The sequence below is a fragment of the Streptomyces sp. NPDC059455 genome (assembly GCF_042750115.1).
In the GTDB taxonomy this organism is placed as follows: Bacteria; Actinomycetota; Actinomycetes; order Streptomycetales; family Streptomycetaceae; genus Streptomyces; species Streptomyces endocoffeicus.
Genome location: NZ_JBHYVB010000064.1, coordinates 1 through 26,322 on the forward strand (window position 1 = coordinate 1; position 26,322 = coordinate 26,322).

The following is a 26,322-nucleotide window of genomic DNA, read 5'->3' on the forward strand; positions in this document are numbered from 1 at the left end:
GACTCGGACAGGAAGAACCGCAGCCGCTGCACCGCCGGCATCCCCGCACCGGCCACCGGCTCCGCCCCTGCCAGGCAGGTGATCGTCTTGTTCCGTTCCCGTGGCGCCAGCAGTCCGGTCAGGTACTCGCGAAAGCCCCGCCGCTGGGCGAGACTGAAGAAGAGGTCGTCGAACCGGGCCTGTAGTCCTCCAACGGCCCCGGCGCAGGCGGACACGGACGGCGAGCGGTCATCTTCAGCCCCCAGCAAGGCAGTTGACTCCTACCACCGGCCTACGACCAACCCGACCGGCCGTCAACCCACACCACCACCGGATTTAACAAACCACCGGTAGACAGAGGGTGCCCGGAATTCGGTTACGGACTTGGTGGCGCGACGCCGGTCCGATGGGCCGAGGGCACGCGGGTGAGGGCCACGACGTCAGCACGTCGAAACTCACATGTCCCACCGCCCTCGGCGCGTCCGCGCCGGGAAACGGGCTGCTGTTCCGCGTTCCGGTATGAGGAGCCTCGTTCAGTCAACGATTGGCTTCTGTTCGTGCGCGTGCGGGACGGTGATGACCGGGCAGCGCGCGTGGTGCAGTACTCCCTGGCTGACCGAGCCCAGCAGCATGCCGGTGAAGCCGCCGTGCCCGCGTGTGCCCACGAATAGGCCGAGGGCGTGTTCGGACGCCTTGGTGAGGATCTGTACCGGGTGTCCGTGCACGACCTCGTGGTGCAGTTCCACCTCCGGGTGAGCCGCGGTACGTCCGGCAACCGTCTCCGACAGCAGCCGACGGCACTCCCGGATGGCGGCGTCCTCGTCCAGAACTCCGAGCCGGGGAGAGTGCCACACGTACAGGGCTCGCAGGACCGCGCCGCGCAGGGCGGCCTCCTCGAAGGCGAGGTCGACGGCGGCCGCGGAATGGGCGCTGCCATCCACTCCGACCACGAAGTACGGCCGCTGCTGGGTGACGTGCTCCGCCTCGGGTACGACCACCACGGGGCAGGGGGCGTGGGCGATGAGCGGCAGGGTCACGGCGGCGGAGGTGAAGAGCTCCTGGAGGGCACTCAGATGCCAGGAGCCGAGCACGACCTCCTTGGCGTTCTGTGCCTGCTCACGCAGCACCCACGCCGGATGCCCTTCCGCCAGCATCCCGGACACCCGTACCCGGGGGTGCCGAGACTCGACGAAGGCCACCGCGTCCTTCACCAGGTGATCCCCTGTCGCGTGCAGTGCCTCGTTCCACTCCTCCCAGGAGGGCCGCCCACCCGTCGGCTGGTAGCCCGGGGTCGGCAGGTTCTGCGCGAGGACCAGTAGCAGTGGCAGGCGGCGCCGGTCCGCGGCGTCGGCGGCCCAGGCGAGCGCCATGCGTCTGCCCGGATCGGGGTCGAGGCCGACCACGATCGGGGTACGTTCTTCTGCGTTTGTCATCGCCTACTCCCAAGTTGTTCCACAACCGACCTGTTGGCCCTGCCGACCGGTGTGGTCGACCGTGGCGGCGGACTTCGTCCCTTCCGGCACCGCTGGTGTGAGGCGGGCCGTTACTCGGAGGGGGAGATCAGGCCGTAGTGGCCGTCGTACCGGTGGTACAGGACGTTTCCTCGTCCGGTGGTGTCATCGGCGAAGAACACGAACGGCAAGCCGGCGATGTCCAGCCGCTGTTTCGCCCCGGCCACGTTCATCCGGGGGGCGGGCAGGTCACTGACGGTGAGCGGCACGGCCACGGGGCCGACGAGGTGGGGGTGGGGGTGCACCTGGGCGAGGCGGTAACCGGTCGGGCCGGACCGGTACAGCACGCTGTCCTCGCCGGTTCCGATGTCGGTGAACAGGTGGAAGCCGTAGTCCATCATCTCCAGCTCGAAGGCCGCCTCGTCGGGTGACTCGCGGGCCAGGGAGAAGGACTTGTGCCGTACGACCTCGCGTTCCTCGGCCGGGCGGGGGAAGTAGCCTGGGCGGTGGGCCGGCTCACTGCCGTGCCGCCACTCGTGCGGGCCCGGCGCGGGTCTGCGGCCTCGACGGGCCTCCCAGTGCTCCTCCAGCCGCTCCAGCCGGGCAGCGAGCCGGTCCTGTAGTAGGTCGACGGCCTCGGTGACGGTCGTGGCGGCGACGTGTACCCGGGCAAGGCGTCCGTTGACGTCCAGGTTGGCCTGGGCGAGCGCCGGTCGTTCCATGGCGGGGTTCGCCATGTGGGTCAACTTGACGCGGGCGAAGAGGACCGGTTCCCCTGTCCGGCCGGTCAGCGCCCGTACCTTCTCCTGTGCGTAGTCGATGACGCCCGGCGGCATCTGCCCCTGGGTCTCCACCTGGATCTCAGGAGCCCGCTGTGATGCCGATCGCTTCATTGCAACCCTCCTCGCTCCAGGAAATGTCACTTTCCACACTTATCGTCTATGGCTCCCATGTGCATGGGCAGCGCCGGACCGGGCGGCAGGGCACCCGCACACGTACTCCTGGGCGCAGGCGTGACGACTACGGGCGTCGTCCATCGCGTTGTTTCCCGGTGACGGCGACAGCCTCGCCTCGCGGCGCAGCAGGCGTAGGGATCCCCTGGCGCGCACATGGCACACCGCGTATGTGGTGCGCTGGATCGGGAGCGGCTCGGGTGGTTTCCCTGGCGGCGTATGTCTCCGGCCGGCCCCGTGTTCCTCTAGCGCATGGTGCCCGTGAATGTTGCGCGGTGGTGCGGCTGCCAACCGATTCCGCCCGGCCTAGCATGGAAGCTGGGCAGGAAAAGAGAGGCCACCGAGCCCTTGATTGATGCGGATGCGAGACGCTACCGGGGTCCCGGTGTGTCGCCAGCCGCCGCTTGTGAGCAGGGCGACCTTCTCAGTGGGCGCATACCGCCCCGCGTGGCGCATGAACGCGAGGACGACAGACTGGAAGGGAAAGTCCATGCCCACCACACATCCACCGGGCTTCGAGCACGCCATCCACAGCGCCAACATCTGGCTGAAAGCGGTGTCGGAAGCTCTCGGAACCGAGGACCGCCACGTCGCCCACCGCATCCTGCGAGCCTGGCTGCACACGTTTCGTGACAGGCTCACCGTCGATGTGGCCGCCCACTTCGCCGCGCAGCTCCCCGAGCTGCTGCGGGGCGCCTACTACGACGGCTGGGACCCCAGCGTGGTACCGGTCAAGTACAACCGCGAAGGCTACGTGAACCGCTTCGTCCGGGAAGCCAAGGTTACCGCCGAGGACGTCCCCCGGATGGCCGCCGCGGTCACCACCGTCGTACATGAGCACGGCTCGCCCGGACATCTGGAGGCGGCACTGGAACAATTCCCGCACGACATCCGCGCTTTGCTCGTACAGCCGACTGCCTGACCAGGGCGTCGCCCGGGTGGAGCGGCGACCTGCCGAAAGCAGGGATCAAGGTTGAGATTCCAGCATGTAATGAACACGCCGTCGGCCAGGCGGGGCGACTTGGTGTCCACCGCGCGACACACAGGCGGAAGGAGGTGCGACGATGCCCGCCCAGCACAGCACCGTCAGTGAGGTGATGACACGAGATGTCATTACCGTCCGACGGGAGACCCCCTTCAAGGAAGTCACGACCATCCTGTCAAGCCACGGCATCAGTGCCGTGCCCGTGGCCGACGAGCAAGGTGCGCCGGTGGGGCTGGTATCCGAAGCCGATCTGCTCCGCAAGCAAGCCGAACGGCCCGAACAGCACGGGGAGCGGGCAGCGACCCGCGGGTGGCCGCACGGGAAGGCCAAGGCACGCGCGGAGAACGCCGCTGGGCTGATGACCACCCCCGTGGCCACCGCTCACGCCGACTGGCCGGTCGCCCGGGCGGCCCGTGAGATGGACCACCATCACGTCAAGCGACTGGTCGTCGTGGATGAGACGGACCACATCATCGGCATCGTCAGCCGCCCGGACCTGCTGCGCGTCTTCCTGCGCTCCGACGAGGAGATACGCCAGGAGATACGCGCCGAAGTACTGACGGCGATACTGCGGCTGGGCGAACAGGAGGTGCAGGTCCAGGTTCATGACGGCGTCGTCACTCTGCGCGGCGAGGTGGAGAACCGCAGCACCGCCCAGATCGCCGAACGGCTGGCCGGGGGCGTGGACGGGGTGGTCACCGTCAGACCGCTGATCGACTACACCATCGACGACAGGGCAGCCAAGGACTGACCACAGCCGCCACCACCCTGCTCGACTACCGCCGCTGCTCGGCGTTCGAGCCACGCGTACCAGTGACTGCGCGTCGACCGACGCCCTTACAAGGCCACCATCAGTATCGACGTCCTGGTGACAGAGCCGATCAGTCCATAAGGACCCTCCAGACGGCGACGGCGACTGTCGCCGGTCCGATGGGGCCGATGGGCCCTGGCGCGGTCTGGTGTCCGGGAGTTTACCTGGAGCGGGATGGTCCCCCGAGCGGTGGGGCGGGTGAGATGGCTCGTCCCACCGCTGTGCATCCGCCGCGGCTCAAGCTGAGGTGACCTCGATGTGTCGTGGCTTGGCCGCCTGGGCCTTGGGCACGGTGACGGTCAGCACTCCGTCGGCCAGTGCTGCTGTGATCTCGTCGGCCTTGACGTCGACCGGCAGCAGAGCCCGGTACTCGAAGCGTCCGGTACGCGGGTGCCGTGCCGCAGGACACCTTCGCGCTCGCGTTCCTTGTACGCCCCGGAGACGCACAGTTCCCGCTCGCCGATCGCGACGTGGATGTCCTCCCGCTTGATCCCGGGCAGCTCCGCCTCGACCACGTGGGCTTCATCCGTCTCGTGCAGGTCGGCCAAGGGGGAGAAGGGCATGGCGGCGGGCGCGGTACTGGTGGCAGCCTCGAAGAAGCGGTTCATCCGCTCGAAGAGGTCGTCGTACTCGGCGGCGACCGGCTCTCCCCACCCCAGCGTGTGGAAAGGCCGTTCCAGGAGCCGGCCGGGTCGGCGATGTACGGGCACAGCCACGGCATTTCACCTCGCGAAATGCTTGCAATCGGTCAGTTCCCGTGCTGCGGGCCTTCACGCCACCGTGCGAATCGAACACCGAACGCGGGGCAGCAGGGACGCTCAGTACGCATGCGCGGGTCTGGCTGACCCATGGATGACCGCGGTCCTCGGGTGGCCGGGGGCATCGGCGGGCCGGACACTGAGAGAGAGGGGGGAGTCGGCGGAAGGCCGTGCGGAGGGAGGAATTCCCGTGTCCGAGACTTTCCACATCGTGAGTGATGTGATGACCCGGACGGTGGTCGCCGTCGGGCGTGAGGCGTCGTTCAAGGAGCTGGTGCAGACGCTGGGTCAGTGGCGGGTGAGTGCCATGCCGGTATTGGAGGGCGAGGGTCGTGTCATCGGTGTCGTCTCCGAGGCGGATCTGCTGCCCAAGGAGGAGTTCCGGGACAGTGATCCGGACCGCTTCCAGCGGCTGCGGTGCCTCCCCGACCTGGCGAAGGCGGGGGCGTTGACGGCGGAGGAGCTGATGAGCTCCCCGGCGGTGACCGTGCATCCGGACGCCACGCTGGCCGAGGCGGCCCGGATCATGGCCGTGAGAGGGGTCAAACGGCTTCCCGTGGTCGACCCTGAGGGCAAGTTGCTGGGGATCGTCAGCCGGGGCGATCTGCTGAAGGTCTTCCTCCGCTCGGACCAGGACATCGAGGAAGAGGTCCGTCGCACGGTGGTGTCCTACCTCTTCCCCGGCGACAGCGGTATTCACGTGCGGGTCGACGAGGGCGTCGTCACGCTCAGCGGACAGCTCCGCGACACCGCGCGTATCCCTGTGGCCGCGCGCCTCACCCGGGCCGTGGAAGGAGTCGTGGATGTGGAATGCCACTTCCGTGGTGCCGGACGGGACGGGGCGGTACGCGCCTGAGGGCGATTCCTCCAGGACGCGCGGGAGTCACGGTTCGATGTCCAGCACGTCGTCGACCGGCCGCCTGGGGCTTCGCCTGTCCGGAGGGCCGTATCCGAGCCGCAGCACCATCTGCGCATAGGCCACGTCCGAGGTCGGGGCGCGCAGTGGCCAGCGCAGGTCGTGCCATTCGAGGGTCTGGGTGACGAACGAGGTGGAGAGTCTCGCCAGGGTGGCGCGCAGCAGTATCCGCTCCACCGCCTGGCCGGTGCGCAGCCAGTCCACGGGGCGGTCGCGAGAGGTGCTCAGCAACGCCAGGTGAGGAGAGGTTTCGAAGTCGGCGGTCGGGCGGCCGGGCGTCGGCTTGCCGCCCGCGAAGCCACGCATGGGGCCTTGCCGATCCGGCGGCGGGGTCCGAAGGCGGACTCCGGGAGCGGTATCGATGAGGGCGGTCCGCACCGGTTCACAGTCGGAGCGTGCGGTGCAGTGCGAGGGTGAGTTCGTCGAGCTTCTCCTCGGCGTGGGCCGGGTGCTCGGGCGGCGGTGGAGAAGCGGGGCGGCCGTGCCGACGGGCGTCCCCGCCGGGTCGACACGGCGCTGTAGTGGATGCGCTGTCGCGGGCGCCAGTACTTCGGGCCGTTGAAGCCAGGACGGGGTGCGGACCACGGTAGGCGGTCGTACAGCGCTTTGAGGGTGTGGAATACCTGGTGAAGCCAAGCAGGTCCTCAGGGAACGACGGGACCCAGGACACCGCCCGCCGAACAGGCGCCGGAAGTCTGCGGAAGGACTTCAGAGGGGACGAGCGGACGGCCCGCATGGTCGCGGAGGCGCATCCCCAAGGCCCCAATCGGCGGATGCGCTCCGAGTGGCGACAAGCCAACTGGCAAAAGGTGTATTAGCGTCATTGCTGGCGTCGGCACCGGTCATTCCCCGAGTACCGTGGTCGTCGCCGAGTCCCATTGGCCCCGCTCCATCCTCTGGTCATGGGATGGAGCGGCATGACCTCCGTGCGCGGACAGAACACACGACCCCGGATCCACTCCATCCGGGGTCGTCGCGTTGGCTGTAAGCCACTATCAAGCCCACCGACTTCGACGCGCCCAACGGCATGAGCGCCATGTTCTTCACCGTACTCGTGGTCGCCGCGCAGATCGAGCGCGACTACATCCCCGGGAAGCCCCCCGGAGGGCAGGTCATCGCCGCTTCCAAGGGCAACCACGCCGGACGGCCGAAGGCCATCGACGACGACATGCTCACCCTCGCCCAGGCGCTGGAAGAAGAGATCCCGCGGCTCTGCCTCATCTCCACCGTGTCACCGCCGGTGAGCGGCGTCCTGGGGGAAGCCCTCGAGTGAGGGGGCCGGCAACCGGCCCCCTCAGGCGTCATCCCCACACCACATGGGGCCGGGCGCGGGGGGACGCACCGCTGCCCTTGATATCGCGCTCCGCGGCGCTCAGTAGTTGGTCACCCAGATCGTGCAGCGCCCGCCCGGCCGCCAGCTCGTCGCCGATCTCGGGTATGTCGTCATCCTCGGGATTGCGTCGGGCAGTCCCGTGACCGGTGAGTGAGGTGTCCTTGGTGTCGAGGACGAGGCGTGCCTTCGTCGTTCCCTCGTCCTCGAAGAGGTAGAGGCGGACTTTCCATTCCACTGTGTGCGGCATCGTCTACTCCTCGCCAGAAGATGATGGTCGGCCATGGCATCGTTCAGGGAGATCTTCCGGACCACTGTGGTTCCAGCCGGTCCCATTCGGCCCCCCACCGCGCGTATCTCCGGCAGTCCAGCACGTGGGCGAGGCCGGCGCGTGCATTGGTGATCATGGCGAAGACCGCGCCGGCGGTGACGCATCCGGTGATCCAGCCGGTCGCCGCCGCGTCCGCTGGCCGCACCGGCGCTTCGGTGACGGTCCCTTCGTGGTCCACCCAGATCCGCACGATGGTGCCTTTCGGAGTGCCCGTGGCCACACGGGCGACGCCCGTGCGCTTCGGTCCGTCCCTATCCGCCCAGCTGACCTGGGCCCACTGCCGGGCGGCACCTGTCCCCTCGCTGTCTGTGATCAGGCGCGCCATCACCTGGTGCCGTTCCGCCGCCTGGGCGCGGGCCGTGTGCATTTCGGATCTGTACGCGGCCAGTCCGGCACTCAGCGAGGCGGTCGGCAGGCCGATCACCAGGACGAACAGCAGCAGTAGGGAGAGCCGGAACTGCAGTCGGTCGCAGGGGCGCAGCAACTGATTGCCGACTCTCCATAGACGCGCATAAGCACACAGGTCGAGTCCACTCGCATCGGGGCGACCGTGTGAGTTCATGTCCGGCCTCCGGAACCCGTTCGCCCGAACTCCTTCTCCTCCACGGTCGGGCGCGGGCGAACCTGAATACAGGGCTGAAGGGCCCCATAGAGACGGACGAATCACCCTATTTAGTAAAAAGTAGAATTTTATAATGTATGTGGCTTTTAGGTGTGTAGGGGTACTCGTCGGGCTGTACCCATACCGGGAGGACAGCGCATGGTCTGGGAGACGATCCGGAAGGACACTGCCCCGTACGTCACGCCGAACCTCACCGACTACGATCGGGCCCGAGCCGAGTTCACCTGGTCGGGAGCGCGCGCCGCGCTCGCCGGACTCCCCGGCGGCGGCCTGAACATCGCCCACGAGGCGGTGGATCGGCACGTCCACTGGGGCGGTGGCGAGAAGTGCGCGTTGCGCTGTGTCGCCCGGGACGGTTCCGTCCACAGCGTCACCTATGCCGAACTGGCCCGGCGTACCGCCCGGTTCGCGAACGTGCTCCGCGCGTTGGGCGTCGGCCGGGGCGACCGCGTGTTCACGCTGCTCGGCCGTTGCCCCGAGCTGTACACCGCAGTGCTGGGCACACTGAAGAACACCAGCGTGCTCTGTCCGCTGTTCTCCGCCTTCGGCCCCGACCCGGTGGAACAGCGACTGAGGCTCGGCGACGCGCGAGTCCTGGTGACCACCGCGGCGCTCTACCGCCGCAAGGTGGCGGAACGCCGCGCCTCGCTCCCGGGACTCGACCATGTGGTCATCGTCGGTCCGGGCGGGGAGGATCTGCCTGGCACTCTCGGTTTCGACGATCTGATGGACGAGGCTCCGGAGGAGTTCACGATCCCGCCGACCTCGCCGGAGGACATGGCGCTGTTGCATTTCACCAGTGGCACGACCGGCACTCCCAAGGGCGCGGTGCACGTCCACGAGGCGGTGGTCGCCCACCACGCCACCGCCGCATACGCGCTCGATCTGCACCCCGAGGACGTCTACTGGTGCACCGCCGACCCCGGGTGGGTCACCGGCATGTCGTACGGCATCATCGCCCCGCTCGTCCACGGCGCGACGGTCGTCGTCGATGAGGGAGACTTCGACACCAGGCGCTGGTACCGGATCCTCCAGGAGCAGCGGGTGAGCGTCTGGTACACCGCGCCCACGGCGCTGCGCATGCTGATGCGGGCCACGCCCCGGCGAGGCCCCCACGATCTGCCGGCCTCCTACGACCTGTCCTGTCTGCGGTTCATCGCCTCGGTCGGCGAGCCGCTGAACCCCGAGGCGGTGGTCTGGGGCCGGGATGTGCTGGGCCTCCCGGTCCACGACAACTGGTGGCAGACCGAAACCGGCTGCATCATGATCGCGAACTTCGCGGCCTGCGAGATCCGCCCCGGCTCGATGGGACGCCCGCTGCCGGGCGTCGAGGCGGCGGTACTGACATGCGGGGAGGACGGCCGGGCGCAGGTCGCCGATGGCCGGGTGAGGGTGGAGGACCGTCCGGGGGCCGAGGGAGAGCTGGCGCTGCGCCCTGTATGGCCGTCCATGTTCCGTGGCTATCTGCACGACAAGGAGCGATACGACGCCGCGTTCGCCGACGGCTGGTATCTCACGGGCGACCTGGTCAGCCGGGACGCAGACGGCTGGTTCTGGTTCGTGGGCCGCGCCGACGACATGATCAAGTCCGCGGGCCACCTGATCGGGCCGTTCGAGGTGGAGAGCGCGCTCATGGAACATGACGCGGTCGCCGAGGCAGGGGTGATCGGCCGACCGGACCCCGTCGCCGGGAACCTCGTCAAGGCGTTCGTGTCGCTGCGCCCCGGCATCGAGCCCAGCCCGGCTCTCGAGCGCGATCTGCTCGCCTTCGCCCGCCGTCGACTGGGCCCGGCGGTGGCGCCCCGCGAGCTCGCCTTCGACCAGGACCTGCCCAAGACCCGCAGCGGCAAGGTCATGCGCCGAGTGCTGCGCGCCCGGGAACTCGGCCTGCCCACCGGCGACCTGTCCACTCTGGAGGGATCAGTATGAGCCCGGCCCGCGAGACCCGGACGCGCAAGACGTCCAAGACCACCGAGGCTCCGAGGACAGCGAAGCCCCCCGGGGCATCGAAGAGCGTGCGCAAGAGCGGCAAAGGTGCTTCTGCCGATCGGCCCGGGGCCGCACATCGCCGCGACCTGTTGCAGGCCATGCTGCGGATACGCCGTTTCGAGGAGCGGTGTGTCGAGTTGTACAGCGCGGCGAAGATCCGGGGCTTCGTCCACCTCTACATCGGGGAGGAGGCCGTCGCTGTCGGCGTCAACGAGGCGCTGACCCCGGACGACGCGGTGGTCTCCACGTACCGTGAGCACGGCCACGCACTCGCCCGCGGCATTCCGGCCGAGGCCGTCATGGCCGAGATGTACGGCAGGACGACCGGGTGCAGCGGAGGCCGTGGCGGGTCCATGCACTTGTTCGACGCCGACCGCCGCTTCTACGGCGGGAACGCGATCGTCGCCGGCGGGATACCGCTGGCAGCCGGGCTCGCTCTGGCCGACCGTATGCGCGGACAGCCTCGCGTCACCTGCTGCTTCTTCGGCGACGGCGCGTTCGCGGAGGGCGAGTTCCATGAGACCGCGAACCTCGCCGCGCTGTGGAACCTGCCGCTGCTGCTGGTCTGTGAGAACAACCGTTACGCCATGGGCACGGCCCTGGAGCGCCATGAGGCACAGACCGACCTGGCGCTGCGCGCCGCCTCGTACGGCATGGTCTCCTGGGCCGTGGACGGTATGGACGTCGAGGCCGTCGAAACGGCGGGCCGCCGGGCGGCCGAGGGAATCCGGGCAGGCGCCGGACCGCACTTCCTCGAACTGCGTACCTACCGGTTCCGGGCGCACTCGATGTACGACCCGGACCGTTACCGCGACAAGGCCGAGATCGAGCGGTGGAAGGCACAGGACCCCATCGAGCGGCTCACGGACCGGATGCGCGAGCGCGGGGAACTGGACGACAAGGAGCTGGCCGCGGCGGAACGCCGGATCGGCGATGAGGTGGACCACGCGGTCGAAGCGGCCGAACGGGCGCCGGAGGAGTCGACCGAGAGCCTGTTGCGCCATGTCACCAGCGAACCGGCGGAGGTGAGCTGAGGCCATGGGACCCGGCCGGACGGATGAGCGGAAGAGCACCTACCGGGAAGAGCTGCGCGAGGCCCTTCGCGAAGCCATGCGCTCTGACGACCGCGTGTTCCTGATGGGAGAGGACGTGGGACGGTACGGCGGCTGCTTCGGTGTGAGTCTCGGACTGTTGGAGGAGTTCGGTCCGGAGCGGGTCCGCGACACCCCGCTGTCGGAGTCCGCGTTCGTCGGCGCGGGCATCGGCGCGGCACTGGCCGGGATGCGGCCGATCGTCGAGATCATGACGGTCAATTTCAGCCTGCTCGCCCTCGACCAGATCCTGAACAACGCCGCCACTCTGCTCCACATGTCGGGCGGTCAGCTGCCCGTTCCCCTGGTGATCCGCATGACGACGGGTGCCGGCCGCCAGCTCGCGGCGCAGCACTCGCACAGCCTCGAGGGCTGGTACGCCCACATTCCCGGCATCCGGGTGATCGCCCCGGCGACCCTCGAGGACGCCCGCCACATGCTGGCCCCCGCACTGGCCGATCCCGATCCGGTCCTGATCTTCGAGCACGGCGTTCTCTACAACGCCTCGGGCGAGCTCGGTCCGCCTGCCGCGTCGGTGAATCTGGACCACGCGGCGGTCCGCAGACCCGGCACCGACATCTCCCTGATCACCTATGGTGGCTCGTTGCCCAAGGCGCTCATGGCGGCCGACGAGCTGGCCGTCGACGGCATCAGTGCCGAGGTCGTCGACCTGCGCACACTGCGGCCACTGGACGGCGAGACCATCGCCGCCTCGGTGGCCCGCACCCACCGCGCCGTGGTCGTCGACGAAGCCTGGCGCACCGGCAGTCTGGCCGCCGAGGTGTCCGCACGGATCGCCGAGGGCTCGTTCTATGAACTGGACGCGCCCGTCGAGCGGGTGTGCGGCGCCGAGTGCCCCATACCGTATGCCCGGCGGCTGGAGGAGGCCGCGTTGCCGCAGATGACCGATATCGTGGCCGCGGCCCACCGGGCGGTGGACTGACCATGGCCGAGTTCACGATGCCGTCGCTGGGCGCCGACATGGACGAGGGAACGCTCCAGGAGTGGCTGGTGAGCCCCGGTGAGCGGGTCCACCGGGGTGATCCGGTCGCGGTGGTCGAAACCGCGAAGTCCACCATCGAGGTCGAGTGCTTCGAGACCGGAACGGTGGGTGAATTGCTGGTCGAGCCCGGGAGGACGGTGCCCGTGGGCACCCCGCTCGCACTGATCGAAACGGAGCCGGCGGAACCGGAGAAGCCCAGGAGGAAGCCGTCGCGGGGGCGCAAGCCGAAGGTCACGCCGCAGCCGGAGGCGGTCCCGACGACTCCGCCCGAGCCGGCCCCCGCCGGTGTCCAGGAGCCCCCCGTCGCCCTTCCGACGGAAGAGCGCCTTCCGTACGAGGCCGTCCCCCTGGTCCGGCAGCTGGCGCGGGAGCGTGGTGTCGACCTGGAGACGCTCCACGGTTCGGGCCTTCAAGGGCGCATCACTCGCTCCGATGTCAAGCGCGCTGCCGCCGGGCAGCCGCGAGCGCGGATCACTCCGCTCGCCCGACGGCTGGCCGGGGAACTGGGGGTGGACCTCGCCGCCGTGACGGGGACCGGCAGACACGGCGCCGTCCGGGCCGATGACGTGCGCGAGGCGGCTGCCGGTCCCGCCACCGCCCCGGTGAGCGACCGCGCGGAACCGGCGCGTACGGCTGACGACCGAGCCGCGGCCATGCGCCGGACGATCGCCGGCCTCATGACGCGTTCCAAGCGGGACATCCCGCACTACTACCTGTCCACCACCGTGGACATGGCCGCCGCGATGGAATGGCTGCGCGAGCACAACCGGCGCGGCCCGGTGGACGAGCGGCTGCTCCCCGCGGCCCTGCTGCTGAAGGCCGCGGCCCTGGCGGTGCGGGAAGTGCCCGCGCTCAATGGTTTCTGGACCGAGGACCACTTCACCGAGGGCGACGGCGTGCACCTGGGCGTGGCGGTGTCCCTCCGTGGCGGCGGGCTCATCGCCCCCGCGCTGCGCGACGCCGACACGCTTGCCCTCCCTCAGCTGATGGCCCGCCTGAAGGATCTGGTCACCCGGGCCCGTGAGGGGCGGCTGCGCGGGTCCGAGGTCTCCGCCCCCACCATCACGGTCACCAACCTCGGGGACCAGGGAGTGGAGAGCGTTCTCGGCGTGATCTACCCGCCGCAAGTGGCTCTCATCGGGTTCGGGCGTGTGGTCGACCGTCCCTGTGCCGTCGACGGGCTGCTGGGTGTACGGCCGACGGTCACGGCCACCCTTTCCGCAGACCACCGGGCAACCGACGGCGCCATAGGCGCCCGCTGCCTGACCGTGGTCGACCGCCTCTTGCAGCACCCGGAGAAGCTGTGAACCGCACCGAAGCGATGGACGTCGTCAAGGAGTCCCTGGCGCAGGTCGTGCCGGGCGCCGACCTCGCCGCCCTGCGCCCGGACGATGCCTTCCGCGACGCCCTCGAACTCGACTCGCTGGACTTCCTGAGCTTCATCGAGACACTCAGCCAGCGCACGGGTGTCCGCATCGACGACGAGGACACTCCGCGGCTCACCACCCTGTCCGGCTGCGCCGAGTTCCTCACCTCGCGCACGGAGTGAGACGGTTGGCGGCTGACGTAGGTCCGCCGCCACCGCAGCGGCGGGAGTACAGGTCGGCCGGGGCCGGGCGACGGTCATCCACCATCGCTCCCGCGGCCGTCGGACGAACCGGCCGCCCACCGGCGTCGAACGGCGTCCTCGTGCTCACTCTCCTCCAAGGCCAACCCGACCTGGGCGAGCGACTCCTCCAGACGGGGGATCCAATGGCGCCTCAGCGCGCGTACCCGCTGGCGGGTGCGAGCCACCTCGGCCCCGACGATCCCGGCGGCCGCCCGCGCGACGGCGTACTCCGCGCCTGCCCGCAACGCTTCCCGCCAGGCGGCTTCGGCGTGCACCAAGGCGGTGCTCCCGGGAGTGGCGGCGTCCGGGGAGCGTCCGGGGTCCTGGCACGAGAGGTGCCAGGGGTGGCGCACTCCCATCGTGGTCTCCTCGCGCCAGGTGATCTCCGCGGGGCCGACGCCGTCCGCCGCCGTCTCCAGGGCGTGCTCGCTGCCCTGGAGGAGTCCTCGCAGCAGCCAGGTCTCAGCTTCCCGGACCGTGTCGTGCCAGGCGCGCGCCCCGGCCTCCTCGGCTCGCAGCAGCTCCTCGTGCCGCGTTCGCAGGATGCGCAGCTTCCGCTCCAGGAGGTCGGCTCCCCGCGAGGCGACGTCCAGGCTGTGCCGCAGCCGCAGACGGGCCGCGCGCGATGGCGGGGTGGCGGACGCGGCACTCATGTTCCTGACTCCCGTCTCTCGCCGTCGGCCGTTTCCTCCCGTGCGCCGTGCGCGTCGAGCAGCGCGGGGGGAAGCATGGTCAGCTGGCTGCGAGGGAGGGTGAGCAGTACCTGCCAGGCGGTGTCCAGTGTCTGGTCCAAGGAACGCGCCTCATCGCGCGGCTGGTCCACGAAACGGTGCAGGAACGCCTCGTCGAAGGCGAGATAGCGGTGGTCGGTCGGGCTCAGGGCCGCCTGCCCGACGAGGTCGGCCAACTCCCGGACCTGCCGGGCCCGGGAGAGGGCGGCCAGCATCTGGGCGGCCAGATCGAGGTGATCGGGCCGAGTCCGCCCCGGCCCGGCGCCCTTGCGCATCAGCCGGGACAGCGAGGAGAGGGCGTCAACCGGCGGATACACGCCCAGCGCATGCGTCCGGCGGGAGAGCACGATCTGGCCTTCGGTGATGTAACCGGTCAGATCGGGGACCGGATGGGTGATGTCTCCCGCCGGCATGGTGAGGACGGGCAGGGTGGTGACCGATCCCTTCCGGCCGCGGATCCGCCCGCAGCGCTCGTAGAGCGAGGCCAGGTCGCTGTAGAGGTAGCCGGGGTAGGCGCGGCGGGCCGGGACCTCGCCCCGGGCGGCGGAGACCTCCCGCAGCGCCTCCGCGTATGCCGTCATGTCGGTCATCACCACGAGCACATGGCGGCCGCCGGTGAAGGCGAGGTGTTCGGCCACGGTCAGCGCCACCCGCGGGGTCAGGATCCGCTCGATCACGGGATCGTCGGCGGTGTTGAGCAGCAGCACCAGCTCCCCGGCGGCCGAGCGCTCCTCGAGGACATCCTGGATGAAACGGGCGTCCGCGTGTGTCAGGCCCATACCGGCGAAGACCACGCTGAACGGCTCGCCGCCGACGGTGGACTGCGCGGCGATCTGGGCGGCCAGCTCCAGATGGGGGAGTCCGGCCACCGAGAACACCGGCAGCTTCTGCCCGCGCACCAGTGTCGTCAGAGCGTCGACGGCGCCGACGCCGGTGAGGACCGGATCCGACGGCGGTTCCCGCCGCACCGGATTGATCGGGGTGCCGCCCACCGCCGCGCTGCGCTCACCGAAGACCGGCGGACCGCCGTCGACGGGTTCGCCCCGGCCGTTGCACACCCTGCCCAGCCAGCCCGGCCCGACCGGAATCCGCAGTGGCTCCCCGGCGAAGGACACCCGCACACCCGCCGGATCCATGCCGGAAGTGTCCTCCAGCACCTGCACCACGGCCAGTCCACGGTCGACCTCCAGCACCAGGCCGTAGCGCCGCTCGCCCGAGTCGAGAGTGATCATCACGAATTCGTCCCACCCCACTCCCGAGACTCCCTCCACGATGGCGAGCGGGCCGCGCAGCTCCCGCACGGCGGTGTACTCGACCTCACTCCAGCCGGTCACGGCCGCTCACGCCCCGACCCGCCGCGGGACGGTGCGAGACACCTGATCAAGGAGTTCCCCGAGGCGGGCGAGCATGGCCTCCCGCCGTGCCCGCACCCCTTCGGCGTCGTGCGGCCCCACCTCCTCCCCGGCCCGGAGCACCGGCCCGAAGTCCACCGTCTCCACGGTGGCCGCGGGTAGCCCCGAGGCGACCAGTTCCCGGCAGCGGTCGATGACCGCGAGCACGGCCTCGGCCAGCGCCGCGGCCTTGTCCGGTCCGCAGTACGCGTCGTGGGCGGACAGCGCGCTCTGCCGCAGCACTCCCTCACGCACCAGACGCCCGGCCAGGACACTGACACGCTCCTGGTCGGGCAGGGCCGTGATGCCGATCAGGTCGACCAGGTCGGCCAGCCGGTCGGCCTCCGCGAGCACCGAGGCGATCCGGTCACGCCGGGCGGACCAGGCGGGGTCGCCCGCCGCCGCGTGCCGGGCTCCGAGCGCCGCCGCGTCCCGGGAGAACGAGCCCGCCCAGGACACCGCCGGGTAGTGGCGGGAGTAGGCCAGGTCGCGGTCCAGCGACCACAGGCAGCGCACGAAACGCTCGGTGTGCGCGGTGACCGGCTCGGTCAGGTCGCCGCCAGGCGGCGAGACCGCCCCGATCACGGTGACCGAGCCCCGGCCGCCCCCCAGTGTCGTCACCGCTCCCGCACGCTCGTAGAACGCGGCGATCGCCGATGCCAGGCCCGCCGGATAGCCCTCTTCGGCGGGCAGCGCCCCGGTACGGGAGGCGAACTCGCGCAGCGCCTCGGCCCACCGCGAGGTGGAATCGGCGATGACGACCACATCGAGGTCCATGTCGCGGAAGTACTCGGCGACCGTGGCTCCCGTGTAGATGCTCGCTTCGCGGGCCATCATCGGCATGTTGGAGGTATTGGCGATGGTCACCGTGCGGTCGGCCAGCCGCCCCCCGCCGCGCGGGTCCTCCAGGGCGGACAGCTCGGCGATGACATCCGCCATCTCATTGCCGCGCTCCCCGCAACCGACATAGACGATCACATCGGCGTCGCACCATTTGGCGATCTGCTGCAACAGCATGGTCTTTCCGGTACCGAAGCCGCCCGGGACGGCCACCGTGCCACCGCGCGCCACGGGGAAGAGCAGATCGATCACGCGCTGTCCGGTGGCGAGCGCCTCCCGCTCGCCACCGCGCTCACGCACCGGGCGCGGACGTCGGACCGGCCACGTGGTGCCGATTCGTACCTCCGTTCCGTTCATGACGGCCACCACCGCCTCCTGGCGGTATCTCCCCTCGGGGGCGACGCGCTCCACCACGCCACCGGTCCCCGGAGGCACCAGAACTCGCAGCGGGACCGGCCCCCCATCCTGGATCTGCCCCAGCACGCCGCCCTCATGGACGCGGTCTCCCTCGCCCACCGCCGGTACGAAGGGCCAGGCACGCTCCTCGGCCACACCCCGGGCGGTCCCCGGCAAGAGCCAGTCCCCGCTGCCGGACAGCGGCCGCAGCAGGCCGTCGAACACACCACCGAGCAGCCCGGGGCCGAGTGACGCGGACAACGGGGCGCCCTGCGGCCGCGCCACGTCCCCCGGGGCCAGCCCGCCGGTGTACTCGTAGGACTGCGCGGTCACCACACCGCCGCTGATCGCCACCACCTCGCCGGGGATCCCGGTCTCACCGAGGGAGACCAGGTCGTACATCGCGGTGGCGCCCACGTACTCCATCTCGACCAGTGGCCCGGCGACCCGCAGAACGCGGCAGGAATCTCCCGGGGCGGCTCGGTGCGCGAACCGCCCGGACGCCTCGGCGGATCCGCTCACGGCGACCACAGCGTCTCCACCTCCGCCCCGAGCCGGTCCAGCGCGCGTGCGGTGAGACCGTCGAGAGTGCATTCGGCGCGCCGACCCGCGGCGCGGCCCACCACTCCTCCATCCGGGGCCTCGGTGACCTCGGCATCAGGGCCCAGCAACCGCAACGCCCGCCGTCGCAGCCGGTCCCGGGCGGCCGGATACGTCGCGGAGTCCCGCAGTTCACGGCCGCGCGCGAAAGCCCGGCGGCGCAGCTCTTCGTACGCCTCCCGCCGAGCGGCCAGCGTCCGGGCCCTGGCCGCCCGGCGGGCGCCCGCTCGTATGGTGCGGGCCGCGGCCGCGCCGTCCTGCTCGCCCTGCCGCGAAGCCTCCTCCAGGAGCGAGCGCGCCGTGGCCCTCGCCTCGCCGAGCAGTGCCGCGGCCTCCCGGTCCGCCCGCTCGAGGAGCCCCTGCGCCTCGTCGCGGGCCGTGCGCAGCAAGGCGGCGCGCACCGGCGCGAGTGCGGCCACCGCCTGGTCGGAGGTCGGTTTCATGACGGCATCACCACGGTGAGCGGCCGGGTACTTTCGACGAGGACCTGGCCGAGCGTGTCCGCCGCGGCGGGAGTGAGGATGACCAGCGCGGTCCCGGGCGGCAGCGCGTGCCACGCCTCGCGGACCGCGTCCGGTTCCTCGGCGGCCACCACGGTGACCCCCGCCAGGGCGAATCCGGCCACTCGTGTCCGCTCCCCCACGGCTACCACCCGCCCCATGATCAGGACTTTCCGATCAAGATGATCGCCACGACGAGTCCGTAAATGGCGATGCCCTCGGCCAGTCCGACAATCACCATCGCCCGGCCGAACAGCTCCGGACGCTCGCTGATCGCGGCCACGGCGGCGGCCCCGGTGTAGGCCACGGCGATCGCGGCGCCGATGGACGCCCCGGCCACCGAGATCGCGGCACCGATCAGCGCGGCGGAGCCGGACCCCTGGGCCGCCGCCGCGGCCGGCGCGGCCGCTTGCGCGGGGTGGTGGTCGAGCGCCACCGTGAGCAGCGCCACCGCACCGGTGAGCAGCAGGGAGTTGGTGGCGAGCACCCACCGCAGGGCGGTGTGCCCGGAACGCCGCAGCAGCCCCCGGCCGACCGCCAGGACCACGGCGGCGACGGGCAGAACGATGAGCCAGACGATCATGTGGTCTCCTTGCCCGGCGTATCCCCTCGCGGCGGGGCGGCCTCGGGTCCGTCACCGTCCAGTACGGGCAGCCGCCAGGGACGGAACGGGCGGCCCTGGGTCTCGAAAACCCGGGAGAACAGCTCGTAGAACTCCAGCCGCAGTGCTTGTACACCGGCGACCAGCGCCTCGAGGGCGAAGGCGAGCGCATTGCCGACGACGAAGAGCACCAGGGCCGCGGGCAGTACCGTCGCGCCCAGGCCTGCCAGCGCCGTGGCGCCCTGCCACACGATCGCGCCGAGCGCCGCGTGCGTGAGTCCGAAGGCGGCGAGCCGGGCGAAGGAGACGATGTTCGACCCGATGCGCAGCACCCCGTCGAAGAGCTGGATGCCGACTTGGACGACGCCTCCCGGTCCGCCGCCGGTCACGGCGAACAGACCGTTGCCCGCCAGGAGGAGACCCGTGCCCACGATCGCCGCACCCGCATAAGCCCATTCCGCGCGATGCAGCCAGGCGGCGCCGCCCATGACGGCGAGCCCGAAGTAGAGCGCTGCCCCGGCGATTCCGGAGAGCGCGTACAGAGCACCCGCCGCCCCGCCCTCCCGCCAACGGTTGACGATGCCCACCCCGTAGGCCAAAGCGAGCAGCATGGCGCCGAGCCCAATGGCGGCGATGAGTAGCCGCATCGGCTCCTGAAGCGGATTCAGCCAGAGCACCGGCAGCACCCCGGTGGGCCCGAAGAACTCCCCGTACGCCACACCGGCCAGGGCGCTGGTCAGCCCGGCCCCGGCGATGAACGGCCACAGCGGACGCAAGCCGCGGGCCCGGCGCGGGCGCCCGACGCGCAGCAGGAGCCCGGCGAGGAGCAACAGCGCCCCGTGCCCGGCGTCCCCGAACATGGCCCCGAACATCACCACGTAGACGACGCCCGCGGGCATCGTCGGGTCCAGATCCGCGTAGGGCACCGTGCCGTAGGTGCGCACCAGTGGTGCGAACGAGCGCCGTACCGCCCCGGTACTCCGGAGCAGCGTCGGCGGATCGGCTCCGCGCGGCGCGCGCAGGGGCACCAGCGCCGCGCCCGCTCCGGCCAGGCGTTCAGCGGTCGCCGGGATGTCCGTGGCGGGACACCATCCGGCGAGTGCCGCGACGGCGCCGTGTGGCAGCGCGCTGCCGAGGCGTTCCTCCAGCTGTGCCTCGCCCGCCAGCAGGTCCGTACGCCCCGCACGCTCCAGTGAGTCGAGATCGGGTGGGGCGGCGCTGAGGGCGGCGCGCCGGGGCTCGACGCGCGCGTGCCGCAGTCGGCGGACGGCGGATCCCGGCGCGGCCGACGGCCCGCCTGATCCCGCGTCGTCAATGCTGTCGATTTCGACGCACCCGGCCTCGGCGACACGCACCAGCGCGCCCCGCAGCGCCTCCCGGGGCGCGACGATCGCCACCCGCCGCATGCGAACCGGAGCCATCGCCTCAAGCCGGAACATCGAGGACCTCCAGCCGTCCCCCGCCCCGCGCCGCCAGCTCAAGCGCGCCGCGCACCCGCCAGGCGTCGGCGGAGAGCACGGCGACCGCACCCACCACCGGTGCGGAGCCCAGTCGGGCGCCGTGCAGCAGCTCCCGTCCGTCCTCTTCGACCCGGCCCCACCACCGTGCCTCCGCCCGCCACAGGTCGCCAGCGCTCCCGACGCCGTTCACAGCCCAGCGTGCGGTGGTCGGCAGGTGCTGCCGGAAGTCCGGATACGACGTCGCCGTCATGGCCTCGGCGCCGAGCAGCCGCCCCGCCCGTCGCCCGGCGGCCCGCGTCAGCGGGCGGTGGGCGACGAACACCTCACGGCCGACCAGCAGCGCCAGCCGGCCCGCCGCCCAGCGCACGGCCTCCGGCAGGGCCGCCGCCGTGCGCACGGCGGCGGAGACCCGCATGCCGGTGGCCACCGCCGCCGGGGACGCGGCTCCCGGATCACCCCAGGCGGAGGCGGCCAGCGCGGCCCGCAACTCCTGGGGCGAACGGGTACGGGCCAGCATCGGCCAGGCGGTCGCCAGCGTGCCCAGGCGATACGGCGACCGAGGCGGCCCGCTGCCGGTCAACGCACGCAGATGGTCCCGGGCATTGGCGATCTCGAAGCCGGAGGCGAGCAGACGGAGGGCGTTAGCGCCCGCCGGTGGCTGCCAGCCGGCCAACACCCGCAGATGCCACAGCAGGGTCGCTCCGACCGCCTGCTGGGCATCGGCGAGCGACGCCCCGGGAAGCACATCATGGCCGTACGCCGTGGCGCTCAGACTGCGCACGGCGTCATCGAGGCCCGGAGCCGAAGCCACCTCCTCGGCCTTCTGGCTCCCGAGGGCACGGGAGAGCATGGCCCTGGCCCGCGTGACCCCCGCCACCCAGCCGGCGCCCATCACGGGCCCCCGTCCCGCGGCCCCTCGAGGTGCCCCGGTGCCATGGGGTCCCCCGCTCCGCGGGCTGGCGGCATCCGGATGTCCTCGGCCACGAGCCGTGCCACCCGGTCCAGGAGAGCGGGCATACGGGCCTCGACACGGGAGCGCACCGCGGACACCTCCCGCTCCGAGGCGGCGAGCAGCTCCGCCGCCTCGGCCTCGGCCTGACCACGCCCCCGGGCCGCCGTCCGCGCCCGCAGGCCCTGTGCACGCGCGGACGCCTGCTCCACGATCTCCTCGGCCTGCCGCTCCGCCGCGCGGCACCTCTCCGCCGCCGTACGGGCTGCTTCGTCTCTGATGCCGCGCGCTTCCGCCTCGGCCTCTTCCAACAAGGACAGCGGTGGCTCCAGCTCCGCGGTGAGCTCTGCGGCGCGGTCCGCGGGCACACCTCCGGGCGCTGCCCGGCCCGGAGAACCGACCGGGCGAAACCGCAGCAGGAAATCCCGGAATCCGGCCACCGCCGCCCTCCTCACGGTCAGACCCCTGGTCCAAGTGTCCGTACGCGGTGCGTGCCTGTCGCGCCGAACAGGCCCGCCCGTGGGGGAACCGGCGGCGTGACCGCCCGATCGGTGCGACACTGGCGGCATAGGTGACCGGCCGCGCTCGTGGGGAGGTTGCCATGAGCGACTTCGAACGTCATACGGCGGGGCGGGAAGCCCGCCGCGGCGCCCCCCGCCGCCACTGGGCACCAGAGGCGGAGCGAGGCGAGGACATGCTGAGGCGTTATCTCGGTGCCGTGGCCGCCACCTCGTCCACCGGGGGAGAAGCGGCACCGGAGGAGAGGGCCGCGCCCGCTCGCACCGGGCGCCGGGTTCCGGCACACTCCACCGCACCGCGGGTGGGCGATGTGATGAGGGAGCCCGCCGTCTCGGTGTCGGGCGATGTGCCCTTCCTGGAGGTCGCCCGTACGCTCGCGCACGAACATCTGAGCGCGGTGCCGGTGGTCGATGCCGAAGCACACGTCGTCGGGATGGTGTCCGAGTCCGATCTGCTGGCCAAGGCCGCCGTCATGGCCATCACCCGGCCACCAGGTCCACTCGGCAAGCTCAAGGACCGCCGCCTCCACGAGAAGAGCCGTGGTGAGACGGCGGCCACCCTGATGACCTACCCCGCCATCACGGTCCATCCGGCGGACACGGTGGCCGACGCGGCTTGGACCGCCGCGCGCTCCCGCCTCAAGAGACTGCCCGTCACCGACTACCGCGACCGGCTCGTCGGCGTGGTGACCCGCGCGGATCTGCTGCGGTCGCTCGTCCGTGACGACACCGAGATCCGCGAGGAGATCGAGTCCCGGATTCTCCGCGGGGAACACCATCTCGAGCCGGAGGCCATCGAGGTGACGGTGGAGGGCGGCGTGGTGACCGTGGAGGGCAGGGTGGACGTGGCACTCGCCCCCGGACTGGTCGAGTCGATCCGGGCGATCGAGGACGTCGACGATGTGGTCGATCACCTCACCGGGGTCACCTGACCCGGCCTCGCGCCTTCGGCAGCCGCGAACCGCGGCGGATTCGGAGGAGGCCCCATGCCCCACCCCATCACCGTAGGCCTGGACGGATCGCCCGAGAGCCTGGACGCCGCCGACTGGGCGGCGCGGGAGGCTCGGTGGCGGCAGGCGCCGTTGCGTCTGGTGCACGCCTGGATGCTGCCGCCGCAGGTGGCGCGGACCGCCCAGGCTCCCGAGGTCCGCAAGGAGTGGGCTCACAAGATCCTGGACGACGCGGAAGCCGATCTGGCCGCCCGCTACCCGGAGGTGGCGGTCTCCACCGAACTGGTGGCGGAGGCCGCCGTCCCGGCCCTGGTGGCCCACGGCGCGGGCTCTCAGATGCTGGTGCTGGGCTCACGGGGCCGTGGCGCCGTGGCCGGCTTTCTGCTCGGCTCCATCGGGCTTCACGTACTCGGCCGGGCCGCGTGCCCGGTCGTGCTGGTGCGGCACGGGGGCGGCGGCCAGGCTCAGGGGGCCGCCGGGGGAGACGTGGTGGTGGGCGTACAGGACCCGCCCGAGTCGGCCGCACCGATTGAGTTCGCCTTCGCCACGGCCGCGGCACGAGGCACAGGAGTGCGCGCCGTACGGGCCTGGGCGCTGCCGCCGGTCTTCGAGTACGGCATGGCGTACTTGCGGGCCCTCGAAGAGGCCGGTGGCATCGAACCCGGGGAGCGGAAACGGCTGGCGGAAGCGGTCCTGCTGTGGCGTGAGAAGTACCCCCAGGTACCGGTGACCGAGCACGTCGAGATGGGCAACGCCGCCGAGGTGCTGTTGACATCGGCCGTGGGGGCGGGGCTCGTGGTCGTCGGACGGTACTCCCACCGGTCGGCCGTCGGCCCGCATCTCGGCCATGTGACGCACGCCCTGCTCCACCACGCGACGTGCCCCGTCGCGGTCGTCCCCCACGACTGACGCCGGGACGCACCGGTGGACGGTTGGCCCGCCGCATGGCGCGATGCCTCAAGGGCTCATCCCCGCCGCGGGACGACGGCGACCGGGCAGTCGGCATGGTGCAGTACGGCATGGCTGACCCGGCCGAGCTGCAGACCGCAGTCGCCCGGAGGCCGGAGGGCGCCGACGACCAGCAGGTCGGCGCCTGCCGCCGCCGCAAGGAGGACCCTGTGCGCCGGCCCCTCGACCACCTTGCGGCGGCACACCGTCTCCCCGTCATCGCACGGGACCTGTCGCAGGGCCTCGTCCAGGATGGTCGTCGCCCGTTCCTCGTAGAGGAGATGAGCCGCCTCGTGCATGAGCAGTGGCCGGCCCGGCTGCGCGTGTGCGGGGCGTCGCCAGGCGCGTATGGCGTGCAGCTCGGCGCCCCGCACCCGCGCCTCGCGGTAGGCGAACCGTACCGCCGCGGCGTCGTGCGTGAGGTGGCCGACCCCGAGCACGACCGGTCGGCCGGTTCCACGCCGGTCCTGCTCCGGTCCGCGGACCACGATCACCGGGCACACGGCGCGGGCCGCCACGGCCAGACTCACCGAGCCCAAAAGGGTTTCCGCGAGTTCACTCCAGCCACGGGAGCCCGTGACCAGAGCGAAGGCTTCACGGCCCGCCCTCAGCAGTGCCGACACGGGGTCGTCGGGCAGGACCTCGCCGGAAATCCTCACCGCCGGGCTCCGGAGCCGGGCGCGTTCCACGCAGGAGGCGACGATGTGCTCCGCGACCACTGCCCCCGAAGGGGAGCCCGTGTACGACGCGAGCCCTTTCTCGTACCGCTCCCACCGGGAGGCGCAGATCAGGCGCAAGGGCAGCCCATGGAGCGCCGCCTCGGCCACGGCCCAGTCCACCGCTCGCAGACTGGAGTCCGAGCCGTCGACACCCACGACCAGCGGGAGATCCATGGTTCACACCGCCTCTCCTGTGGCTGTCCCGTTCGCTTCAGGTACCCCTGGGCGCACGGTCCCACCACGCGCGTCCGGCGGCCGCGAGTCCGCCTCATGCGCGGCTTCCCCGCCAGCCCCGTCGCGGTGGTGCCACAGCGATGATTCGATGGGGTTATGAGGCGATCCTCTTCGGGGGTTCGAGCCGGCGTCGTGCCAAGGGATCCTTCATGGCCGGAGCGGGGGAACGAGTCCGGCACGTTCCCCGGCCGGGAGGACATGGCCCAGGCCTGGATGGGGGACCAGAACGGGACGTCGATGGGCGAAGGGATGTGATCCCCGATGTCCGAGCCACCACGCCCTGGTCCGGCAGCGAGGCAGCCCACCGGCGGCGGAGGCGACCTCGGGCGGCGCATCGCGCTGCGGCGTGCGCAACTCGGCCTCTCGCGGGAGGAGGTAGCCGCCCGTGCGGGCAGCTCGCCGGGCTACGTGCGCTATCTGGAGGAGTCCGCCGCCGACCCGGGCGTCGGCACCCTCCTCAGGATCGCAGCGGCCCTGGAGACCACCACGGCCGCACTGCACGGCTACGCCACCGATCTGCCGCCCGGTCTCGGCCGGGCCGGACACCACCCCCAGCTGCTGGAGCTGGACCCCACGGAATGCCGGACCCGACTCGCGACGCACGGCGTGGGCAGGATCTCGGTGTCGACCCCCCGGGGACCGGTCATCATCCCGGTCAATTACAGCGTCATCGACGACGCCGTCGTCTTCCGGACCGCGCCCGACGCCGTACCGGCGGCGGCCGCCGACACCGAGGTCGCCTTCGAGGTGGACCATATCGACGAGGCGCTCAGCCAGGGCTGGAGCGTCCTCGTCGTCGGACGCGCTCGGCAGGTCACCGAGTCGGCGGCGATACGCGAGCTGGCCGACGAGGCGTTCACCACCCCATGGCCCGGCGGCAGCCGTGACCTGTGGCTGCGCATTGAGCCCACAAGCATCACCGGTCGCCGGATCCGGGTGGATTGACCAGCCGTCGTACCCGCAGCCACGGGCGCAGTTCGGTTTCGACGTCACGGCAGGTGGCACCAGGCACCGTCCCGCATGCCGGGCCGACAGCTGGGCACTCGCTGCGGGACCAGGCAACGGCCTCGGGACTCTTCGAGGTGACGATGGCGTGGGCACCTGCGGGTGACACGGAGGCGCCCGCCCTGATCGGGAAATGACCTCGTGTCATGCCTTCGCATCCGGCTTGCGCAGCCGAGCGCGTTCCGCGCCGGAGGCGACGATGTGCTCGGCCCGGCTCCTCCCGCTCCGGGTCGGGATGGATGGGCGGATCGGCCTCCGCGCAGGGCCATCGGGCCCTGTCGCCCCGGACCGGGGGGTGGTCTCATGGAATTGGTACCGAGGGCGAAGCGTCGGACACGGAGAAGCGGAGCGAAACCGCGCACCGTGCGATCAGGGCCCGCGAGAAGCGGGCGGCCCTCGGCACTGACGCAGGCCGCCTGAGCCCGAGGAACCAGGCACCGGATGCGGCCGGGCGGAACCGGCTCCACGATGGGCTTATGAGTGCTCCCCGTCCCGCCGAGCCCTACGACGCCTTCCGGGTCCTGGCCGCCCGGCGAGGGCGGCCGGCCGGTCGGCTGATGGAGTCGCGGGGGCCGCCGCCGCCCGCCCCCCGCCCGCGCGCCCGCCCCCACGCGCGCCCCCCCGGGGCGCCCGGCGGGGGCGGCGCCGCGCC

The 26,322-nt window shown here is 71.4% G+C and carries 29 protein-coding genes and 1 pseudogene; 12 read left to right on the top strand and 18 right to left on the bottom strand.

Annotated elements, in window-relative coordinates; genetic code table 11:
• The 3 genes and pseudogenes from ACFXB5_RS23100 to ACFXB5_RS23110 all read right to left on the bottom strand — a co-directional run.
• A pseudogene (locus tag ACFXB5_RS23100) lies at positions 1-248 on the bottom strand (hypothetical protein); the annotation flags it as partial.
• Between the two features lie 264 nt (positions 249-512).
• Positions 513-1,412 carry a universal stress protein gene (locus tag ACFXB5_RS23105; protein ID WP_385210904.1) on the bottom strand — a complete coding sequence of 300 codons (900 nt, stop codon included), beginning with the start codon at positions 1,410-1,412 and terminating at the stop codon, positions 513-515.
• Between the two features lie 110 nt (positions 1,413-1,522).
• The gene (locus ACFXB5_RS23110) at positions 1,523-2,323 is read right to left on the bottom strand and encodes a sigma 54 modulation/S30EA ribosomal C-terminal domain-containing protein (protein ID WP_385210906.1); all 801 of its coding nucleotides are present in this window, start codon (positions 2,321-2,323) and stop codon (positions 1,523-1,525) included.
• Positions 2,324-2,873: 550 nt separating this feature from the next.
• On the opposite strand from ACFXB5_RS23110, the gene ACFXB5_RS23115 reads away from it, so the two are divergent.
• Together ACFXB5_RS23115 and ACFXB5_RS23120 are read left to right on the top strand one after the other, a co-directional pair.
• On the top strand, positions 2,874-3,305 hold the full coding sequence (locus ACFXB5_RS23115) for a DUF2267 domain-containing protein (RefSeq protein WP_385210909.1): 432 nt from the start codon (positions 2,874-2,876) through the stop codon (positions 3,303-3,305).
• 142 nt (positions 3,306-3,447) lie between these two features.
• Entirely contained in the window at positions 3,448-4,119 is a 672-nt protein-coding gene (locus tag ACFXB5_RS23120; protein ID WP_385210910.1) for a CBS domain-containing protein, read from the top strand.
• 297 nt (positions 4,120-4,416) lie between these two features.
• Here ACFXB5_RS23120 and ACFXB5_RS23125 read toward each other — a convergent pair whose 3' ends face one another.
• The gene (locus ACFXB5_RS23125) at positions 4,417-4,509 is read right to left on the bottom strand and encodes an Hsp20 family protein (protein WP_385211033.1); all 93 of its coding nucleotides are present in this window, start codon (positions 4,507-4,509) and stop codon (positions 4,417-4,419) included.
• Positions 4,479-4,895, bottom strand: coding sequence for an Hsp20/alpha crystallin family protein (locus ACFXB5_RS23130; protein ID WP_385210912.1), 417 nt, complete (start codon positions 4,893-4,895; stop codon positions 4,479-4,481). The genes ACFXB5_RS23125 and ACFXB5_RS23130 overlap by 31 nt, the downstream gene beginning before the upstream one ends.
• A 232-nt stretch (positions 4,896-5,127) precedes the next feature.
• Between ACFXB5_RS23130 and ACFXB5_RS23135 the strand changes: the two genes are divergently transcribed.
• Positions 5,128-5,793 (top strand): CBS domain-containing protein, encoded by a 666-nt coding sequence (locus ACFXB5_RS23135; protein WP_385210915.1) that lies wholly within the window; start codon positions 5,128-5,130, stop codon positions 5,791-5,793.
• A gap of 27 nt (positions 5,794-5,820) precedes the next feature.
• Here the strand turns inward: ACFXB5_RS23135 and ACFXB5_RS23140 are convergent, their stop codons facing one another.
• Positions 5,821-6,159: a hypothetical protein gene (locus tag ACFXB5_RS23140; RefSeq protein ID WP_385210916.1), complete on the bottom strand. Its 339-nt coding sequence runs from the start codon at positions 6,157-6,159 to the stop codon at positions 5,821-5,823.
• Between the two features lie 721 nt (positions 6,160-6,880).
• Here ACFXB5_RS23140 and ACFXB5_RS23145 point away from each other — a divergent pair.
• Positions 6,881-7,126, top strand: coding sequence for a hypothetical protein (locus ACFXB5_RS23145; RefSeq protein WP_385210918.1), 246 nt, complete (start codon positions 6,881-6,883; stop codon positions 7,124-7,126).
• 28 nt (positions 7,127-7,154) lie between these two features.
• On the opposite strand, the gene ACFXB5_RS23150 is transcribed toward ACFXB5_RS23145, so the two are convergent.
• Complete coding sequence (locus tag ACFXB5_RS23150; protein ID WP_385210921.1) at positions 7,155-7,433, bottom strand: DUF1876 domain-containing protein; 279 nt, start codon at positions 7,431-7,433, stop codon at positions 7,155-7,157.
• A gap of 43 nt (positions 7,434-7,476) precedes the next feature.
• Positions 7,477-8,076, bottom strand: a complete 600-nt coding sequence (locus ACFXB5_RS23155) for a hypothetical protein (protein ID WP_385210923.1) — start codon at positions 8,074-8,076, stop codon at positions 7,477-7,479.
• Between the two features lie 198 nt (positions 8,077-8,274).
• On the opposite strand from ACFXB5_RS23155, the gene acsA reads away from it, so the two are divergent.
• From acsA to ACFXB5_RS23180, 5 genes are read left to right on the top strand one after another with little or no spacing between them, the layout of a single operon-like run.
• The gene (acsA, locus tag ACFXB5_RS23160; protein WP_385210925.1) at positions 8,275-10,065 is read left to right on the top strand and encodes an acetate--CoA ligase; all 1,791 of its coding nucleotides are present in this window, start codon (positions 8,275-8,277) and stop codon (positions 10,063-10,065) included.
• The gene (gene pdhA, locus ACFXB5_RS23165) at positions 10,062-11,159 is read left to right on the top strand and encodes a pyruvate dehydrogenase (acetyl-transferring) E1 component subunit alpha (RefSeq protein WP_385210928.1); all 1,098 of its coding nucleotides are present in this window, start codon (positions 10,062-10,064) and stop codon (positions 11,157-11,159) included. The genes acsA and pdhA overlap by 4 nt, the downstream gene beginning before the upstream one ends.
• A gap of 4 nt (positions 11,160-11,163) precedes the next feature.
• On the top strand, positions 11,164-12,159 hold the full coding sequence (locus ACFXB5_RS23170) for an alpha-ketoacid dehydrogenase subunit beta (protein ID WP_385210931.1): 996 nt from the start codon (positions 11,164-11,166) through the stop codon (positions 12,157-12,159).
• A gap of 2 nt (positions 12,160-12,161) precedes the next feature.
• Positions 12,162-13,526, top strand: coding sequence for a 2-oxo acid dehydrogenase subunit E2 (locus ACFXB5_RS23175; RefSeq protein WP_385210934.1), 1,365 nt, complete (start codon positions 12,162-12,164; stop codon positions 13,524-13,526).
• Positions 13,523-13,768 carry an acyl carrier protein gene (locus ACFXB5_RS23180; RefSeq protein WP_385210937.1) on the top strand — a complete coding sequence of 82 codons (246 nt, stop codon included), beginning with the start codon at positions 13,523-13,525 and terminating at the stop codon, positions 13,766-13,768. The genes ACFXB5_RS23175 and ACFXB5_RS23180 overlap by 4 nt, the downstream gene beginning before the upstream one ends.
• A gap of 74 nt (positions 13,769-13,842) precedes the next feature.
• Here the strand turns inward: ACFXB5_RS23180 and ACFXB5_RS23185 are convergent, their stop codons facing one another.
• The 9 genes from ACFXB5_RS23185 to ACFXB5_RS23225 are packed head-to-tail and all read right to left on the bottom strand — an operon-like array spanning position 13,843 to position 21,736.
• Positions 13,843-14,481 carry a V-type ATP synthase subunit D gene (locus tag ACFXB5_RS23185; RefSeq protein ID WP_385210940.1) on the bottom strand — a complete coding sequence of 213 codons (639 nt, stop codon included), beginning with the start codon at positions 14,479-14,481 and terminating at the stop codon, positions 13,843-13,845.
• Positions 14,478-15,893 (bottom strand): V-type ATP synthase subunit B, encoded by a 1,416-nt coding sequence (locus tag ACFXB5_RS23190; protein ID WP_385210943.1) that lies wholly within the window; start codon positions 15,891-15,893, stop codon positions 14,478-14,480. The genes ACFXB5_RS23185 and ACFXB5_RS23190 overlap by 4 nt, the downstream gene beginning before the upstream one ends.
• A 6-nt stretch (positions 15,894-15,899) precedes the next feature.
• A complete protein-coding gene (locus ACFXB5_RS23195; protein WP_385210946.1) occupies positions 15,900-17,708 on the bottom strand; it encodes a V-type ATP synthase subunit A in 1,809 nt (602 codons plus the stop codon).
• Complete coding sequence (locus ACFXB5_RS23200) at positions 17,705-18,229, bottom strand: hypothetical protein (RefSeq protein ID WP_385210947.1); 525 nt, start codon at positions 18,227-18,229, stop codon at positions 17,705-17,707. Before ACFXB5_RS23200 ends, ACFXB5_RS23195 begins: the two co-directional genes overlap by 4 nt.
• Positions 18,226-18,447: a V-type ATP synthase subunit F gene (locus tag ACFXB5_RS23205; protein WP_385210950.1), complete on the bottom strand. Its 222-nt coding sequence runs from the start codon at positions 18,445-18,447 to the stop codon at positions 18,226-18,228. Before ACFXB5_RS23205 ends, ACFXB5_RS23200 begins: the two co-directional genes overlap by 4 nt.
• Before the next feature lie 2 nt (positions 18,448-18,449).
• Positions 18,450-18,869 carry an ATP synthase subunit C gene (locus ACFXB5_RS23210; RefSeq protein ID WP_385210953.1) on the bottom strand — a complete coding sequence of 140 codons (420 nt, stop codon included), beginning with the start codon at positions 18,867-18,869 and terminating at the stop codon, positions 18,450-18,452.
• Positions 18,866-20,326: a V-type ATPase 116kDa subunit family protein gene (locus ACFXB5_RS23215; RefSeq protein WP_385210956.1), complete on the bottom strand. Its 1,461-nt coding sequence runs from the start codon at positions 20,324-20,326 to the stop codon at positions 18,866-18,868. Before ACFXB5_RS23215 ends, ACFXB5_RS23210 begins: the two co-directional genes overlap by 4 nt.
• Positions 20,313-21,239 (bottom strand): V-type ATPase subunit, encoded by a 927-nt coding sequence (locus ACFXB5_RS23220; RefSeq protein ID WP_385210959.1) that lies wholly within the window; start codon positions 21,237-21,239, stop codon positions 20,313-20,315. The genes ACFXB5_RS23215 and ACFXB5_RS23220 overlap by 14 nt, the downstream gene beginning before the upstream one ends.
• Positions 21,239-21,736, bottom strand: a complete 498-nt coding sequence (locus ACFXB5_RS23225; protein WP_385210962.1) for a hypothetical protein — start codon at positions 21,734-21,736, stop codon at positions 21,239-21,241. The genes ACFXB5_RS23220 and ACFXB5_RS23225 overlap by 1 nt, the downstream gene beginning before the upstream one ends.
• 161 nt (positions 21,737-21,897) lie before the next feature.
• On the opposite strand from ACFXB5_RS23225, the gene ACFXB5_RS23230 reads away from it, so the two are divergent.
• Positions 21,898-22,746, top strand: coding sequence for a CBS domain-containing protein (locus tag ACFXB5_RS23230; protein WP_385210964.1), 849 nt, complete (start codon positions 21,898-21,900; stop codon positions 22,744-22,746).
• 54 nt (positions 22,747-22,800) lie between these two features.
• Positions 22,801-23,673, top strand: coding sequence for a universal stress protein (locus tag ACFXB5_RS23235; RefSeq protein WP_385210966.1), 873 nt, complete (start codon positions 22,801-22,803; stop codon positions 23,671-23,673).
• A gap of 56 nt (positions 23,674-23,729) precedes the next feature.
• On the opposite strand, the gene ACFXB5_RS23240 is transcribed toward ACFXB5_RS23235, so the two are convergent.
• Positions 23,730-24,605 carry a universal stress protein gene (locus tag ACFXB5_RS23240; RefSeq protein ID WP_385210969.1) on the bottom strand — a complete coding sequence of 292 codons (876 nt, stop codon included), beginning with the start codon at positions 24,603-24,605 and terminating at the stop codon, positions 23,730-23,732.
• 321 nt (positions 24,606-24,926) lie between these two features.
• On the opposite strand from ACFXB5_RS23240, the gene ACFXB5_RS23245 reads away from it, so the two are divergent.
• On the top strand, positions 24,927-25,610 hold the full coding sequence (locus tag ACFXB5_RS23245; RefSeq protein ID WP_385210971.1) for a helix-turn-helix domain-containing protein: 684 nt from the start codon (positions 24,927-24,929) through the stop codon (positions 25,608-25,610).
• Positions 25,611-26,322 lie beyond the last annotated feature (712 nt).